This is a genomic window from Bradyrhizobium sp. CCGUVB23, from assembly GCF_024199885.1.
Taxonomy (GTDB): domain Bacteria; phylum Pseudomonadota; class Alphaproteobacteria; order Rhizobiales; family Xanthobacteraceae; genus Bradyrhizobium.
Map to the genome: position 1 here is coordinate 3,081,856 of NZ_JANADQ010000001.1, position 15,309 is coordinate 3,097,164.

At 64.0% G+C, this 15,309-nt stretch carries 14 protein-coding genes; 9 read left to right on the plus strand and 5 right to left on the minus strand.

Annotation, left to right across the window (positions count from 1 at the left end; all coding sequences use genetic code 11):
• Positions 1–8: 8 nt before the first annotated feature.
• Positions 9–281, minus strand: coding sequence for a helix-turn-helix domain-containing protein (locus NLN62_RS14060; RefSeq protein WP_027521313.1), 273 nt, complete (start codon positions 279–281; stop codon positions 9–11).
• Positions 282–531: 250 nt separating this feature from the next.
• On the opposite strand from NLN62_RS14060, the gene NLN62_RS14065 reads away from it, so the two are divergent.
• Positions 532–2,646, plus strand: coding sequence for a bifunctional diguanylate cyclase/phosphodiesterase (locus NLN62_RS14065; RefSeq protein ID WP_254109170.1), 2,115 nt, complete (start codon positions 532–534; stop codon positions 2,644–2,646).
• 294 nt (positions 2,647–2,940) lie between these two features.
• Here the strand turns inward: NLN62_RS14065 and NLN62_RS14070 are convergent, their stop codons facing one another.
• Positions 2,941–3,471 carry a MarR family winged helix-turn-helix transcriptional regulator gene (locus NLN62_RS14070; protein ID WP_254109171.1) on the minus strand — a complete coding sequence of 177 codons (531 nt, stop codon included), beginning with the start codon at positions 3,469–3,471 and terminating at the stop codon, positions 2,941–2,943.
• Between the two features lie 174 nt (positions 3,472–3,645).
• On the opposite strand from NLN62_RS14070, the gene NLN62_RS14075 reads away from it, so the two are divergent.
• Genes NLN62_RS14075 through NLN62_RS14085 form a run of 3 tightly spaced genes read left to right on the plus strand, consistent with a single transcriptional unit; the run spans position 3,646 to position 7,189 of the window.
• Positions 3,646–4,686: a branched-chain amino acid ABC transporter permease gene (locus NLN62_RS14075; RefSeq protein WP_254109172.1), complete on the plus strand. Its 1,041-nt coding sequence runs from the start codon at positions 3,646–3,648 to the stop codon at positions 4,684–4,686.
• Positions 4,687–4,691: 5 nt separating this feature from the next.
• Positions 4,692–6,461: an ATP-binding cassette domain-containing protein gene (locus NLN62_RS14080; RefSeq protein WP_254109173.1), complete on the plus strand. Its 1,770-nt coding sequence runs from the start codon at positions 4,692–4,694 to the stop codon at positions 6,459–6,461.
• On the plus strand, positions 6,458–7,189 hold the full coding sequence (locus NLN62_RS14085; RefSeq protein WP_254109174.1) for an ABC transporter ATP-binding protein: 732 nt from the start codon (positions 6,458–6,460) through the stop codon (positions 7,187–7,189). The genes NLN62_RS14080 and NLN62_RS14085 overlap by 4 nt, the downstream gene beginning before the upstream one ends.
• Positions 7,190–7,395: 206 nt before the next feature.
• Here NLN62_RS14085 and NLN62_RS14090 read toward each other — a convergent pair whose 3' ends face one another.
• Positions 7,396–8,019 carry a pyridoxamine 5'-phosphate oxidase family protein gene (locus tag NLN62_RS14090; protein WP_027521318.1) on the minus strand — a complete coding sequence of 208 codons (624 nt, stop codon included), beginning with the start codon at positions 8,017–8,019 and terminating at the stop codon, positions 7,396–7,398.
• Between the two features lie 123 nt (positions 8,020–8,142).
• Between NLN62_RS14090 and NLN62_RS14095 the strand changes: the two genes are divergently transcribed.
• Positions 8,143–9,027, plus strand: coding sequence for a LysR family transcriptional regulator (locus NLN62_RS14095; RefSeq protein ID WP_254109175.1), 885 nt, complete (start codon positions 8,143–8,145; stop codon positions 9,025–9,027).
• A 133-nt stretch (positions 9,028–9,160) separates the two neighbouring features.
• Here the strand turns inward: NLN62_RS14095 and NLN62_RS14100 are convergent, their stop codons facing one another.
• On the minus strand, positions 9,161–9,580 hold the full coding sequence (locus tag NLN62_RS14100) for a PaaI family thioesterase (RefSeq protein ID WP_254109176.1): 420 nt from the start codon (positions 9,578–9,580) through the stop codon (positions 9,161–9,163).
• Positions 9,581–9,815: 235 nt separating this feature from the next.
• The gene (pobA, locus tag NLN62_RS14105; protein ID WP_027521321.1) at positions 9,816–10,985 is read right to left on the minus strand and encodes a 4-hydroxybenzoate 3-monooxygenase; all 1,170 of its coding nucleotides are present in this window, start codon (positions 10,983–10,985) and stop codon (positions 9,816–9,818) included.
• A 261-nt stretch (positions 10,986–11,246) separates the two neighbouring features.
• Between pobA and NLN62_RS14110 the strand changes: the two genes are divergently transcribed.
• The 4 genes from NLN62_RS14110 to NLN62_RS14125 all read left to right on the plus strand — a co-directional run bounded on the left by NLN62_RS14110 (position 11,247) and on the right by NLN62_RS14125 (position 15,044).
• The gene (locus tag NLN62_RS14110) at positions 11,247–12,263 is read left to right on the plus strand and encodes a TRAP transporter substrate-binding protein (protein ID WP_254109177.1); all 1,017 of its coding nucleotides are present in this window, start codon (positions 11,247–11,249) and stop codon (positions 12,261–12,263) included.
• 260 nt (positions 12,264–12,523) lie between these two features.
• On the plus strand, positions 12,524–13,033 hold the full coding sequence (locus tag NLN62_RS14115) for a TRAP transporter small permease (protein ID WP_027521323.1): 510 nt from the start codon (positions 12,524–12,526) through the stop codon (positions 13,031–13,033).
• 2 nt (positions 13,034–13,035) lie between these two features.
• Positions 13,036–14,355 (plus strand): TRAP transporter large permease, encoded by a 1,320-nt coding sequence (locus NLN62_RS14120; RefSeq protein WP_254109178.1) that lies wholly within the window; start codon positions 13,036–13,038, stop codon positions 14,353–14,355.
• Between the two features lie 227 nt (positions 14,356–14,582).
• Positions 14,583–15,044 carry a DUF3237 domain-containing protein gene (locus NLN62_RS14125; RefSeq protein ID WP_254109179.1) on the plus strand — a complete coding sequence of 154 codons (462 nt, stop codon included), beginning with the start codon at positions 14,583–14,585 and terminating at the stop codon, positions 15,042–15,044.
• Positions 15,045–15,309 lie beyond the last annotated feature (265 nt).

A 15,309-nucleotide genomic window follows, 5' to 3' on the forward strand; every position in this document is an offset into this window, starting at 1 on the left:
GCGCGTCGTCATTTGTTGTCCTCGCCCGCGCTGGGCTGGGATTTCAGCCGTACGCCGCGGCCACTTCCGGTCGAGGGCGCGCCCTCGCCGATCAGCTCGATGCCCGCGGCCGCGAGCGCCTCGACCAGCTTCATCAGGGAATCGACATTGCCGCGAATGACGCCCTCGGAGGCCTCCATGCGCTGGATCGTCGGCAGCGACAGCGAGCAGCGCTGCGCCAGCTCGCGCTGGTCGATCCCGAGCAGGGCGCGAGCGGCCCGAAGCTGCGCGGCGGTAATCACTGACAGCACCTCCCATGGCAAGCGCCGTGATTGATAAAGCAAGCATATGACATCTAAAATGATGTATCAAGCATCAATTATACCGCGTTGCACATCAGGAGGCGGTTGCCTGCCCGCTGCAATCTCATTGCATCCCTTAACGTGAAATTCGCTGCAACTTCAGGAACCTGCCTGCGCGGGAGGCAGATCGTGGAGACCGTTCACCGGCCTCTGCTCTAATGCTTTCCGCGCTTGAAGGGGGCGAACATACATGGAGGATCGCGACAGGCAGGTCGCCGACAACGGCCCGCCGGAGCCGCTCGGCTCGCTCGCCTTGGGCGGGTTGCTCGAGCAGGCCGTCAACAATCTTTGGCTTGGCATCATCCTGTTCAACCGGAGCCGCGAAGTCATCTACTGCAACCAGCGCTACATGGACATGTACGGGCTTGCGCCGGACGAAGTGCGGCCGGGCACACCGGTCAGCAATCTGATCCAGCACCGGCTCAAGCTCGGATTGAAGGTCCGCGGTGAGGCCGATGACTATGTTCGTGCCCGCACAGAGCGCACGATCGTCAGCGAACGGGCCGTGCAGGACTTCGCGGACGGGCGGATCATCGCCTATACCGTTCACCCTCTGCCGGACGGCGGCGGCATGGCCACCCACGAGGACATCACCGAGCGCGAGGAGCTCAGCGCACGGCTGCAACAGCGCAACATGCAGTTCGACATCGCGATCAACAACATGTCGCACGGGCTGTGCTTCTTCGATGCCAATCACCGGCTGATCGTGTGCAACAAGGACTTCATCGACATGTACGGGCTGCCGCCTGAGCGTGTCCGTCCCGGCACGCCCCTGTCGGACATCGTCGACATGCGCTTTGAGGCCGGCAGCGTGCCCGCGATGTCGCGGGCCGAGTACATGAAATGGCGCACCGGCGTCGTGGTTTCGGCCGAGCCCGTCGACAGCATCGTCGAGATGCGAAACGGGCGTACCTTCAAGATCCGCCATCGCCCGATGCCGGACCTCGGCTGGGTGGCGACCCACGAAGACATCACCGAGCAGCGGCGGACCGAGCTCAGAATCGCGCATATGGCGCATCACGACGCGCTGACGGATCTTGCCAATCGCGCCCTGCTCAACCAGCGGCTCGAGCAGGCGTTCGCATCGAACCAGACCTTTGCCGTGCATCACATCGACCTCGACAAGTTCAAGTCGGTGAACGACACGCTGGGGCATCATGCCGGCGATGCCCTGCTCAAGGGCGTGAGCGAGCGTCTGCGCCGCCTCGTTCGTCCCGGCGACACGATCGCCCGGATGGGCGGCGACGAATTCGTCGTCCTGCAAAGCCCGATCAGCGAGGCAAGCGAAGCAAGCACGCTTGCACAGCGCATTATCGGGCAGATGAGCGCGCCGTTCGAGATCGACGCTCAGCAGACGATCGCGGGGGCAAGCATCGGAATCGCCATTGCGCCGACCGATGGAGCAACACCCGAGCAATTGCTGCGCAACGCCGACCTTGCGCTCTACCGGGCCAAGAGCGACGGTCGGGGCATGTACCGCTTTTTCGAGCCGGCGATGGACGAGCAGGTGCAAAGCCGCCGCGCATTGGAGCTCGATCTGCGCAAAGCGCTCGCTGGCGGCGAATTCGAGCTTCACTATCAGCCGCTGGTGAAGAGCCACAGCGGCGCGATCAGCGGCTTCGAGGCGTTGATCCGCTGGCAGCATCCGCAGCGCGGACTGATCCCTCGGGGCAGCTTCATTCCGCTTGCCGAGGAGATCGGCCTGATCGTGCCGATCGGCGAGTGGGTGATCCGGCAGGCCTGCATGACCGCCAGCCGGTGGCCAAAGCACCTCCACGTCGCCGTCAACATATCGGCCGTACAATTCCGTTACGCCGGTCTTGCCGAGGTGATCGTGGGCGCGCTCGCGGCCGCGGGGCTGGACGCCAGCCGGCTCGAAATCGAGATCACCGAGAGCGTCCTCTTGCAGGACAAGGAGGGGACGCTCGCCACGCTGCACCGGCTGCGCGAGCTCGGGATCCGGATCGCGATGGACGATTTCGGCACCGGCTATTCGTCGCTGACCTATCTGCAATGTTTTCCGTTCGACAAGATCAAGATCGACCGCTCCTTCGTGCGCGACGTCGCCACCGATGCCGGATCACTCAACATCGTGCGGGCGATTGCTGCGCTCGCAAGCGGGTTGGGAATGACGGCGACGGCGGAAGGCGTCGAAACGCACGAGCAGCTCGACCGGATCGCGGCGGAAGGATGCACGGAAATGCAGGGCTATCTGTTCAGCCGCCCACTGCCCGCAGCCGAAATCGAGCGCCGCTTCCTGTCCCCGGAAGCGCCCGCCTTGCCCGACCGGATCGCTGCGGCGTAATCGCTTCCGGCAGCGGGGCCGAGCAAGCGATCGCCTTGGCATCAAACGCAAACCGCCAAGCCCGCGAGCATCGAGTCTCTTGCCGCGCGACAGGTGCGTTCCCTCCCCCCTTGCGGGGGAGGGCCAGGGAGGGGGGTGCCGCACGGCGCGCTCTCTCGGCTCTAGCGAATCGACCGCTCGCGAATCTCACGCACCTTTTGCTGGGCTACCCCCCTCCCCTGCCCTCCCCCGCAAGGGAGGAGGGAGCGTAGGGTGTTGCGGGGCGAGAACCGAGCTCCGGGGTGACGAGATCGCTCAAAACTCGTTGGCGATCTTGGAGAGCATCGCGATCAGGGACTCGCGGTTGGCCCCACCCAACAGCTCGTTCAACCGCGCCTCATGCTTGGTGGCGACGAGCTTTTTGGCGCGGCCAAGCACGGCCTTGCCCTTGTCGGTCAGGACCAGGATGTGCGAGCGACGATCGTTGGTGGAACGGATCCGCGCGCAAAGGTCGCGACTCTCGAGATTATCCAGCATGGCCACGAAATTCGGGCGCAGGATGCCGAGCGTGGAGGCGATCTCGGTTTGATTGCGGCCGGGATTCTTTTCGACCAGCAACAGCACGGAAAACTGCGCCGGCGTGAGCTGGAGCGAAGCCATGCAGCGCAGGAAGTTCTCGAATACCTTGAGCTGGGCGCGCTTGAGCACGTAGCCGAGCTGTTCGGAGAGCTCGCCAAGCTGAAGCGCCTCGCCGGCTTCATCGCTGGCGTCCCTGCGCGCCCTGGCTGCCTCCGCGCCCTTTGCCGTTGCTTCCGCCGATTTTTCCGCCGCCTTGGAAACGGTCATCGCCTGTTGCTCGCAATCCCGTTAGATTTAAGCCCGGTGTTCCCCGGCCCTTGAAGTTATATTCGATAATTGTTATTGATCATATCAAATATCGTCAGCGATTTTCAATGGCTGTGAGGGACGATCCACCGCGAAAGGGGGATCGGTCCGGATCTTAAGGGGGAGCGTCCGGTCTTGAATACCACCATCCTGCTGTTCCTTCTCCAGGACGGCATCACCAACGGCGCGATCTACGCGCTGCTCGGACTGGCGCTGGTGCTGGTGTTCGCCGTCACCCGCGTCATCCTGATTCCACAAGGCGAATTCGTCACGTATGGCGCGCTGACCTATGCCTCGCTCGCCTCCGGCCAGATGCCGGGCACGGCCAAGCTTGCGCTCGCGATGGGCATCGTCGCCTTTGTGTTCGACCTTTTCGCGGCGCGCAAAGCGCTGCACGGGCGGTTGATCCTCCGCACCTTCCTCACCAACATCGTGCTGCCGGGAATCGTGCTGGCGGCGACCCTTTACTTCGCCGGCCAGAAGCCGCCGGTTGCGATCTCGATGGCGCTGTCGCTCGTCATCGTCGCGCTGATCGGCGTATCGCTCTATCGCATCGTCTTCCAGCCACTGGCGCACACCTCGGTGCTCGTGCTGCTGATCGCCTCCGTCGGCGTCCATCTTGCGCTGCAGGGCCTCGGCCTTCTGTTCTTCGGCGCCGAAGGCCAGCGCGGACCGGCGGTGCTGTCGACGGCCTTCACGCTCGGCGCGTTGCGCTTCACCGGCCAGAGCATCACGGTCTACGGCATCACCATCGCCTTCATCGTCGGCCTCTGGCTGTTCTTCGGCTTCACGCGCTACGGCAAGGCGCTGCGCGCGACCGCCGTCAACCGGCTGGGGGCGCGGCTCGCCGGCATCCGCACCTCGCTGTCGGGGCAGATCGCCTTCCTGCTGGCGTCCGTGATCGGTGCGCTGTCGGGCATACTGATCGTCCCGATTACAACTCTCTACTACGACAGCGGCTTCCTGATCGGCCTGAAGGGCTTCGTCGCCGCGATCATCGGCGGCCTCGTCAGCTATCCCTTGACGGCGATCGCCGCGCTCTTTGTCGGCATCGTCGAGGCGTTCTCGTCCTTCTACGCCAGCAACTACAAGGAGGTCATCGTCTTCATGCTCCTGATCCCGGTGCTGCTGCTGCGCTCGCTCGCGGCCCCCGCGGTCGAGGAAGAGAAGGACTGAGCGCGATGAACGGCCGGCTCCCCATTCTCGTCTTCGCGCTTGTCATGGCGGCGATCCCGTTCATTCCCGGCATGCCGCCGTTCTGGATCGTGCTCCTGGACAATATCGGCCTCGCCGCGCTGGTTGCGATGGGCCTCGTGCTGCTGACCGGCGTCGGCGGCCTGACCTCGTTCGGACAGGCGGCCTTCGTCGGCTTCGGCGCCTACACCACTGCGGTGCTCTCGACGGCGTATGGCCTGTCGCCCTGGCTGACCTTGCCGCTTTCGCTGCTCGTCAGTGGCCTGTTCGCAGTACTGCTCGGACTGATCACGGTCCGCCTTTCGGGCCACTATCTGCCGCTCGGCACGCTCGCCTGGGGGCTCGGACTGTTCTACCTCTTCAGCAAGCTCGAGTTTCTGGGACGCAACGACGGCATCTCCGCGATCCCCCCGCTGTCGATCGGCACGTTCAAGATGCTCTCACCCGGCTCGATCTATTACGCGATCTGGGTTGCGGTGATCGTCTCGGCGCTGCTCACCATGAACCTGCTGGACTCCCGCACCGGCCGCGCCATCCGCGCGCTCAGGCGTGGGCATGTCGCAGCCGAAGCCTTTGGCGTGCAGACGCCGCGTGCCAAGCTGCTGGTGTTCATCCATGCCGCCGTGCTCGCAGGTCTCTCCGGCTGGCTCTATGCGCATCTCCAGCGCGCAGTGAATCCGACGCCGTTCGGCGCGCAGGCTGGCATCGAGTATCTCTTCATCGCGGTGGTCGGCGGCGCCGGCTATGTCTGGGGCGGCGTTCTCGGCGCAGCGATCGTCGTGATCCTGAAGGAGGTGCTGCAGAGTTATCTGCCGCTCATCCTGCCGGGCTCCGGACAGGTCGAAACCATCGTGTTCGGAATCATGCTAGTGGCGCTGCTTCAGCTTGCACCCGGCGGCGTCTGGCCGTGGCTGATGTCGTTGCTGCCGCAGAAGGCTGGCGGCAGGAAGCCGGACACTGCGCTGACACTGCCGGCGCGGGTCCGCGCGCCAGGCGAGGCAAGCGTGCTGCTCCAGGTCGAAAAGGCGCGAAAGCAGTTCGGCGGCGTAATCGCGGTGAACAATGTCTCCTTCGACGTCCAGGCCCGCGAGATCGTCGCGCTGATCGGTCCGAACGGTGCCGGCAAGAGCACGACGTTCAACCTGATCACCGGCGTGCTGTCGGCGACGTCGGGCTCGATCTCGGTGCTCGGCAAGAAGGTCGACAGGGCGCCGCCGCAGGAGATCGTCAAGCTCGGCATTTCCCGCACCTTCCAGCACGTGAAGCTGGTGCCCGACATGACCGTGCTGGAGAACGTCGCGATCGGCGCGCATCTGCGCGGCCATTCCGGCCCCATTGCCTCGATGCTGCGGCTCGACCGCGCTGACGAGGCGCGGCTGCTGGCGGAAGCCGCGCGCCAGATCGAGCGCGTCGGCTTGGGCGAGCAGATGCATCAGCTCGCGGGCTCGCTCTCGCTCGGACAACAGCGCATCGTCGAGATCGCACGCGCGTTGTGCGTCGATCCGATGCTGCTGCTGCTGGACGAACCGGCCGCCGGCCTGCGCCACATGGAGAAGCAGCAGCTCGCCAAGCTGCTGCGCGACTTGCGCGACGGCGGCATGAGCGTGCTGCTGGTCGAGCACGACATGGGCTTCGTGATGAATCTGGCCGACCGGATCGTGGTGCTCGATTTCGGTACCAAGATCGCGGAAGGCACGCCCGCCACGATCAAGACCAATCCCGAAGTGATCAAGGCCTATCTCGGAGTGGCGGCATGAGCGCGCTGTTGTCAGTCACCGACGCGCATGTGTCGTACGGCAAGGTAGAGGCGGTCCGCTCCGTCTCGCTCGAGGTCGGTGCGAACGAGATCGTCACCATCGTCGGCGCCAACGGCGCCGGCAAGACCACGCTGCTCTCCGCCATCATGGGGATCCTGCCGCTGAAGGGCCGGGTCGCCTTTGCCGGGCAGGACCTCGCACGGCTCGACATCGAGGACCGCGTTGCGATGGGGCTAGGGCTCGTGCCGGAGCACCGTGAGTTGTTCGTGACCATGAATGTCGAGGACAATCTGGAGCTCGGGGCCTTCCGCATCGAGAAGAGCAGGGCGAAGAACTCGATCGAGCGCGTCTACGCGCTGTTCCCGCGGCTGAAGGAGCGGCGCAAGCAGCTCGCCGGCACGTTGTCCGGCGGCGAGCAGCAGATGCTCGCAATGGGCCGCGCGCTGATGGGAGAACCGAAACTGCTGATGCTCGACGAGCCGAGCCTGGGCTTGGCCCCGATCATCGTCGCCGACATCTTCCGCATCGTCATCGAGCTGCGCGCCAGCGGCGTCTCGGTGTTGCTGGTCGAGCAGAATGCACAGGCCGCGCTGAAGATCGCTGACAAGGCTTACGTGATGGAGCTCGGCGAGTTCGTGCTAAGCGGAAAGGCCAGCGACATCGCGGCCAACGAGCGCGTCGCGGCGAGCTATCTCGGCTTCCAGCACGAAGGTGAGAGTGCGCTGTAGTCTTGCCGCGAACTCCACTTCCCTTCTCCCCTTGTGGGAGAAGGTGGCGCGAAGCGCCGGATGAGGGGCTGTCTCCGCGAATTCATGCGAGAGATTTACTCGTGGAGAGAGACCCCTCACCCGTCTCGCCGCTACGCGGCGAGCCACCCTCTCCCACAAGGGGAGAGGGGGCAGCGTCTTCGCTGCGCTAGTTTGAATGCGACACTTCAGCTAACCACCGTCCGCCCCTTCAGCGCCGCCACCTCCGCCTCCAGCTCCGCAATCCTTGCATCGCGTGCCGCGAGTGCTGCGGCGACATCCGCCGCGTCGAATTTCTGCGGGATGTGCTGCGGGCAGTTGGTGTCCCAGGCTTCGATCCTGAACACGATGACCTGCTCGGGGCGGGCCTTGTAGCCTTTTGGCATCAGCGACTGCGTCAGCGCAGGATCGTCCTCCACCACGCGCGCTTCGCCCCAGATCTTCACCCTGCGGCGATGGGCGTAGTCCATCACGAAGATATAGGCTTTTGGATTTTCGGAGAGATTTCCTTGCGTGAGGTACTGCCGGTTGCCGGCGTAGTCGGCGAAGGCGAGCGTCTGCTTGTCCAGCACCTTCAAAAAGCCCTTGGGACCACCGCGGTGCTGGATATAGGGCTGGCCGTCGGCTGAGGCCGTAGCGAGATAGAAACTGCTGGCATCGGCCAGGAATGCCGCGAGATTTTCGTCGACCTCGGTGCGCCAACCGCGCTGCTCGGCGTGGGAATAGGCCTCGCGCGAGCCTTTTCGCGTCTGAATCGATTTGACTGCCGGCGTGAAGGCGACGTCGCTGGCATAGGTATGGGCGGACGGCATCGGAGCACCTCCAGGACACTGGCGCGTTCTCGCGCCCCTCACACGCGAAAATATGGCCTCCTTTCGATTTAGAACAATCAGCCAGCTTGACACTTCATCGTTGCGATATATGCAATAATGGCCATGGACAGGCTCGAGGCCATGCACGTCTTCGTCACCGTCGCGGAGCTGCGCGGCTTTGCGCCGGCGGCACGAAAACTGCGGCTGTCGCCCTCGGCGGTGACGCGGCTGATCGCGGCGCTGGAGGAACATCTCGGCGCCCGGCTGTTGCAGCGGACCACGCGGCAGGTCACGCTGACCGACGTCGGCACGCGCTATCTGGAGCGCGCGCGGCGGATCCTCGCCGATGTCGAGGAGGCCGACAGCTCCGCGCGGGAGGAGCGCAACCGGCCGAGCGGACGTCTCGTGGTGTCGGCGCCGGTCGGGTTCGGCCGGCTCCATGTCGGGCCGGTCATGACCGCCTATCTCAAGCGCTATCCCGAAGTCGCCTGCGAACTCAGGCTGTCGGATCATCTCGTCAACCTCGTGGAAGACGCCGTCGATGCCGCGGTGCGGATCGGCCATCTCGCCGACTCGTCTCTGGTCGCGCGCCAGGTCGGCGAGATGAGGCGCATCGTCGTGGCCTCGCCCGGCTATCTGAAGCGGTACGGCGAACCAAAGACGCCGGAGGCGCTGCTCGAGCATCAGACCATCCAGTTCGGCCCGGCGACCGACCGACGCTTCCTGCGCGACGGGCGCGAGATCGAGGTGACACCGTCTCCCCGCTTCATCAGCAACAGCGCCGACGCGGCCCTGCAATATGCCGAAGCCGGCGGCGGCGTGACGCGCGTGCTGGCCTATCAGGCCGCCGAGGGCTTGAGGCGCGGCGGCCTGAAAATCGTGCTGGCGAAGTATGAGCTGCCGGCGCTGCCGATCCACATCGTCTATCCGACCTCGCGGCTGCTTTCGGCCAAGGTGCGCGCATTCATCGATCTCGTGGTGGAAACGACGAACTGGCGGTTCGGGTAGCTCTCGTGCCCCTGACGCAGCGCAGCAGGTACTGATACGCTGCAGAGCCGGGGCCCATCTCTTCGCGGACGCATGGGTCCCGGCTCTGCGGAGCGGCACTTCGCGCCGCACCGCGTCCGGGACACAAGACCGTTCACTCCTTCTTCGGCACCACGCGGAACGCGCCGTTGGCCCGCGCGATCACGACGTCGTCGGCCTTGATCAACGACTGCGCGAAGCAGATCGTGCTGCCGGTCTTGATCACCTCGCTCTCGACCGCACACCACTGCCCGATCTCGGCCGCGCCGACGTAATCGACGGCGAGCGAGATCGTCACGAAGGAGGTCCTCCAGCCCGTCGCCTGCGCGCAGCTATAGCCCATCGCGGCATCGGCAAGGGCGGCAATGAGACCGCCGTGAATGAGCCCGCGCGCGTTGGTGTGCGGCTTTGCCAGCCGCAATCCAACGATCACGGCCTTGTCGGTGCGCTTTGAATAGAGCGGCTCCCAGGGATCGGTGAGTGGGCTTTTGCGGAAATGCGGCTCGAAGCCGTCGGGAATGGCGGTGGCGGTCATATGCATCTCGCATCGTTCATTGCCGCCATTGAACGCGATGGACGTGACGGATGCATCACCTACAAAGTTTTAAACGACATTTGCGCGGGCGTTTGAAATGCGCACGCGGCTGTCACGTCACGAAGATTGTCATCACCCGCGAAAGCGGGCGATCCAGTATTCCAGAGACAGCGATGGGATACGGAGAGGCCGCGGCGTACTGGATGCCCGCTTTCGCGGGGCATGACACCTGTGGTTAGAACGGCAGCCCGACATAATTCTCCGACAACGACGTCATCGCGGCCTGCGATTGCGTGACATAGTCGAGCTCGGCGAGCTGGATGCGCGCGCCGATGGTGCCGGTGTCGGGGAACTTGTGCAGCATCGAGGTCATCCACCAGGAGAAGCGCACGGCCTTCCAGACCCGCGCCAGCGCCTTGGTGGAATAGGCATCGATCCCGGCGCTCGACTTCTCGTCGTAATATTCGCGGAGCGCGGTTGCGAGGTAATGCGCATCTGACGCCGCGAGGTTCAACCCCTTGGCGCCGGTCGGCGGCACGATGTGGGCGGCATCGCCGCACAGGAACATCCGGCCAAAGCGCATCGGCTCGGCGACGAAGCTGCGCAAGGGCGCGATGCTCTTCTCGATCGAGGGTCCCGTGACGAGGCTGTCGGCCGCCTCCTGATCGATCCGGCGCTTCAACTCGTCCCAGAAGCGATCATCCGGCCACTGGTCGACGTGATCGTCGAGCGAGCACTGAACGTAATGCCGGCTGCGTTTCGTCGAGCGCATGGTGCAGAGCGCAAAACCGCGAGCGTGATTGGAATAGATCAGCTCATGACTGACCGGCGGCGTATCCGACAAAATGCCGAGCCAGCCGAACGGATAGATCCGCTCGAACTCCTCGATCGCCGACGGCTTGACACTGGCGCGGCTGACGCCGTGGAAACCATCGCAACCGGCGATGAAGTCGCAGAGAATCTCGTGGCTGACGCCGTCCTTGACGTAGGTTACGCGCGGGTGACTGCCGTCGAAATCATGCGGCTGCACGTCCTTGGACTCGTAGATCGAGGTCAGTCCCGCCGCCTTCCGCGCATTCATCAAATCGAGGGTCACCTCGGTCTGGCCGTAGATCATGACCGTCTTGCCGGTCGCTGCCTTCATGTCGATGCGGTGACGGCGGCCGGAAAAGGCAAGCTCGATGCCCTCATGCAAGAGGCCCTCGGCATGCGCGCGCGCTCCCGCGCCGACTTCGTCGAGCAGCGCAACGGTTCCCTCCTCGAGGAGGCCGGCGCGGATGCGCCCGAGCACGTAGTCCGGGCTCTGCCGCTCGAGAATGACATTGTCGATGCCGTAACTGTGCAGCAATTGGCCAAGCAGTAGTCCCGCCGGCCCAGCGCCGATGATTGCGACTTTTGTCCGCAATACTTGCTCCTCCCGATCCTGTAGGGTGCGGCGCGAGCTTGCTTGTCGCGGTCGTCCGCGCGCGATAATTATAACATATAACGTTTGAGCAAAAGGGAGTGCCATTCGCCGCAGCGCGACATATCCGGGCGACAGCTTTCCGCGAGACGAAAGCAGCCGCGCTGCCAGTTCCGGCTTGAACCAGCGATCCAATTATATAACATGTTAAATAACGAGACCGGGCCGAAGAAGCCTGCGGTCAAGAACAGGGAGAGACGAGCAATGAGGAAAGCCTGTCTGGCGTTGCTGCTGGCAGCAAGCGTGACGCCTGCCTTCGCGCAGGACAAGAATTTCGATCTGAAGATCTCGCACTGGGTGCCGGCCTCGCATCCGCTTCAGAAATCGCTGGAAGACTGGGCTGCCGCGGTGGAGAAGGATTCCGGCGGCACCATCAAGAGCAAGGTGTTCCCGGCGCAGCAGCTCGGCAAGGCGTTCGACCATTATGATATGGCCCGCGACGGCATCGCCGATGTCACCTATGTCAATCCGGGCTACCAGCCCGGCCGCTTCCCGATCGTCGGCGCCGGCGAATTGCCGTTCCTGGTCTCGGACGCCAAGGGCGGCTCGATGGGGCTCGATGCCTGGTATCGCAAATATGCCGAGAAGGAGATGAAGGACGTCAAATACTGTCTCGCCTTCGTCCACTCGCCCTCCTCGTTCCACTCCCGCACCAAGAAGATTGTGGTGCCGGAGGACGTGAAGGGGCTGAAGATCCGCCCGGCCCACGCCACCATGGCGAATTTCGTCACCTCGCTCGGCGGCACCAACGTGCAGTCCTCCGCGCCCGAAGTGCGCGACATCATCGAGCGCGGCGTCGCCGACGGCGTCACCTTCCCGTGGGGCTCGCTGTTGCTGTTCGGCATCGACAAGGTGACGAAGTACGACATGGAGGCGCCGCTCTATGTCACGACGTTCGTCTTCGTGATGAACAAGGACAAATACAATGCGATGTCCGACAGGCAGAAGGCGGCGATCGACAAGAACTGCACGACCGAGATGGCCGGCGTGGTCGGCGAGCACTGGGGCAAGTTCGAGGACGCCGGCATCGACAAGATCAAGGCGGAGGAAGGCCACGAGGTCTACAAGCTGAACCCGGAGCAGACCGCGTCCTGGAAGAAGGCCGCCGAGCCGCTGGTCAAGACCTGGGGCGAGGGCGTGAAGAAGACCGGCACTGATCCGGACGCAGCGCTTGCCGAGCTGAAGGCCTCGCTGAAGAAATACAACGCGCTGGCGGAGTGACGCGACGCCGTCGCGGGAGAGCTCTTCTTCCCCCTCTCCCCGTTCTTGCGGGGCCGCGACGAGCTTCGCTCGCGCTGGGAGGGTTGGGGTGAGGGGCAGCTTCCGCAGATATGGTGACAGACAGACTCGCGGAGACTCCCCCTCACCCGGAATCCGCGCTTACGCGCGCATTCCGACCTCTCCCCGCAAGCAGGGCGAGGTGAAGTACGCGGCGAGACCGGACACAAGCAAATGACGTCACGCAAAGGGATCACCACCCCATGAAGCGCGCCTGGATGGATCGCTTTATCGACACGATCGAATGGATCGCGGCCGGCTTCGTCGGCCTCGTCGCGCTCGACATCTTCGTTTCTGTCCTGCTGCGCAACACGCTGAACTATTCGATCCCCGACAGCTTCGACATCGGCCGCATGCTGCTCGGCATCCTGATCTTCTGGGGCATCGCCGCGACCTCCTATCGCGGCACGCACATCACGGTCGACCTGATCTGGGCCAATTCAAGCCCGCGCTACCAGCGCTGGATCGACGTGTTCGCAACGCTGGTGCTGCTGTTCGTCGTCACGGTGCAGACCTGGACGCTGTTCGACAAGGTACGCGGCACTTACAACGACAACGTCCAGACCTTCGACATGCACATGCCGACCTGGCCGTTCTTTGCGATCGCCTGGATCGGCGACGTCTCGGCGGTGCTGCTGATCGCGATCCGCACCTACCGGCTGATCTTCCACCCCGAAGAAATGCACGATCCCAAGCTGAAGGCGACGGAGTAATCATGAGCACCGATGCCGTCGCCGTAATCGGCTTCGTTTCCTTGTTTCTCCTGATGCTGCTGCGCGTGCCGGTCGGCATGGCCATGGGCCTCGTCGGCGTGTCCGGCTTCTCCTATCTGGTCGGCGCCACGCCGGCGCTGAAACTGGTCGGCCAGACGTCGATGCGCACGGTCACCGACTACACTTTTGGCGTCATCCCGATGTTCTTGCTGATGGGCTCCTTCGTCAGCAATTCCGGCATGAGCCGCGAGCTATTCCGCGCCGCCAACGGCTTCGTCGGCCATCTGCGCGGCGGCCTCGGCATCGCGACCGTCGGCGCCTGCGGCGGCTTTGCCGCGATCTGCGGCTCCTCCGTCGCAACAGCAGCGACCTTCTCCGCCGTCGCCTACCCCGAGATGCGCCGCTTCGGCTATCCGCAATCCTTTGCCACCGGCGTGATCGCGGCCGGCGGCACGCTAGGTGCAATGCTGCCGCCCTCCACCGTGCTCGCGGTCTACGGCATCATCACCGAACAAGACATCGGAAAGCTCTTCATCGCCGGCATCATCCCTGGCCTGCTCGCGATGAGCATGTACATGATCACCATCGGCCTGATCGGATACTTCCGTCCGGATTTTTTGCCAAAGGGCAAGAAGCTGCCATGGAACGAGCGCTTTGCGGGCCTGAAGGACATCTGGGCGCCGGCCTTGCTGTTCATCTTCGTCATCGGCGGCCTCTACGGCCTGCCCTTCCTGCCGCGCTTCACGCCGACCGAAGCCGGCGGCGTCGGCGCCACCGGCGCCTTCATCATCGGCGTGCTCACCGGGCGGCTCGACCGCGAGAAGATTTTGGCCTCGCTCCTGCAAGCGACGCGCACCGCGGCCGCCGTGTTTACCGTGCTGATCGGCGCGCTGATCTTCGGCTATTTCCTCACGGTGACGCAGACCCCGCAGAAGGTCACGGAATTCCTCACCGGCCTCGGCCTCGGCTCTTACGGCGTGCTGGCGCTGATCATGGTGATGTATCTCGTGCTCGGCTGCCTGATGGACGCCATGGCGATGATCATCCTCACGGTGCCGATCATCTTCCCCGTGATCACGCATCTCGGCTTCGATCCGATCTGGTTCGGCGTCATCATCGTCATGACGGTCGAGCTCGGCCTGATCCACCCGCCGGTCGGCATGAACGTCTTCGTCATCAAGAGCGTGGTGAAGGATGTGTCCTTCTCCACCATCTTCAAGGGCGTGATCCCGTTCGTGGCCACCGACCTGGTGCGTCTGGTGATCCTGATCGGCTTCCCGCTGCTTGCGACCTGGCTGCCGACGCGGATGATGGCGCACTAACGTGCTCGGGTTTCAGCCGTCACGCGCTGTCTTCCCCTCTCCCCTTGTGGGAGAGGGTGGCTCGCCGCGTTAGCGGCGAGACGGGTGAGGGGTCTCTCTCAGCGCACAGATCTTTTCGCGATAGAGTTTGCGGATACAACCCCTCATCCGGCGCTTCGCGCCACCTTCTCCCACAAGGGGAGAAGGGAGGGCCGCGCCTTGGTGGCGCGATGCAATGGAGGCGACTGATGACCACACCCACTCTCGAGACAAAATACGTCTTCACCATCACCGCCCGTATCGGCGACGTCATCACCGCAGGCGAGACCGGCACGGGTGTCCGCCGCATCATCCCGATCATCGGCGGCGAGGTGCGGGGTGCTGTCAACGGCAAGGTCTTGCCGTTCGGCGCCGACTTCCAGATCATCCGCCCCAGCGAGCTGATCGACCTGGAAGCCAAGTACGCCTTCGAAACCGACGACGGCGCCATTGTCTATGTCGAGAACAAGGGCATCCGCTTCGGCCCGGTGGACCTGCTGCAGAAGCTCAAGCGCGGCGAACTCGTCGACCCCGAGCTGATCTACTTTCGCACCGTGCCGAGGTTCGAGACCGGGCACGAGAAGTACCGCTGGCTGATGCAGCACATCTTCGTCGCCTCAGCCGCGCGGCACGCGGACCGCGTGGTGATCGACGTGCATCAGGTGATGTGAGGTCTTTCGCGAGCGCTGCAACTGGATCGCAATTCTGCCCCCTCGTCATTGCGAGGAGCGAAGCGACGAAGCAATCCAGAATTCCTCCGCGGAAAGACCCTGGATTGCTTCGCTGCGCTCGCAATGACGAGGATATTGCAACAGCAGCGCCTCACACTCCGCTCGTCGTCCCGGAGCGCGACAAAGTCGCGAGCCCGGGCCCCATAACTCCGGGATAGAGTTGTTGGGGAAATTCGGGCCACGAGCCTTCGCCAAACTTCTCCCT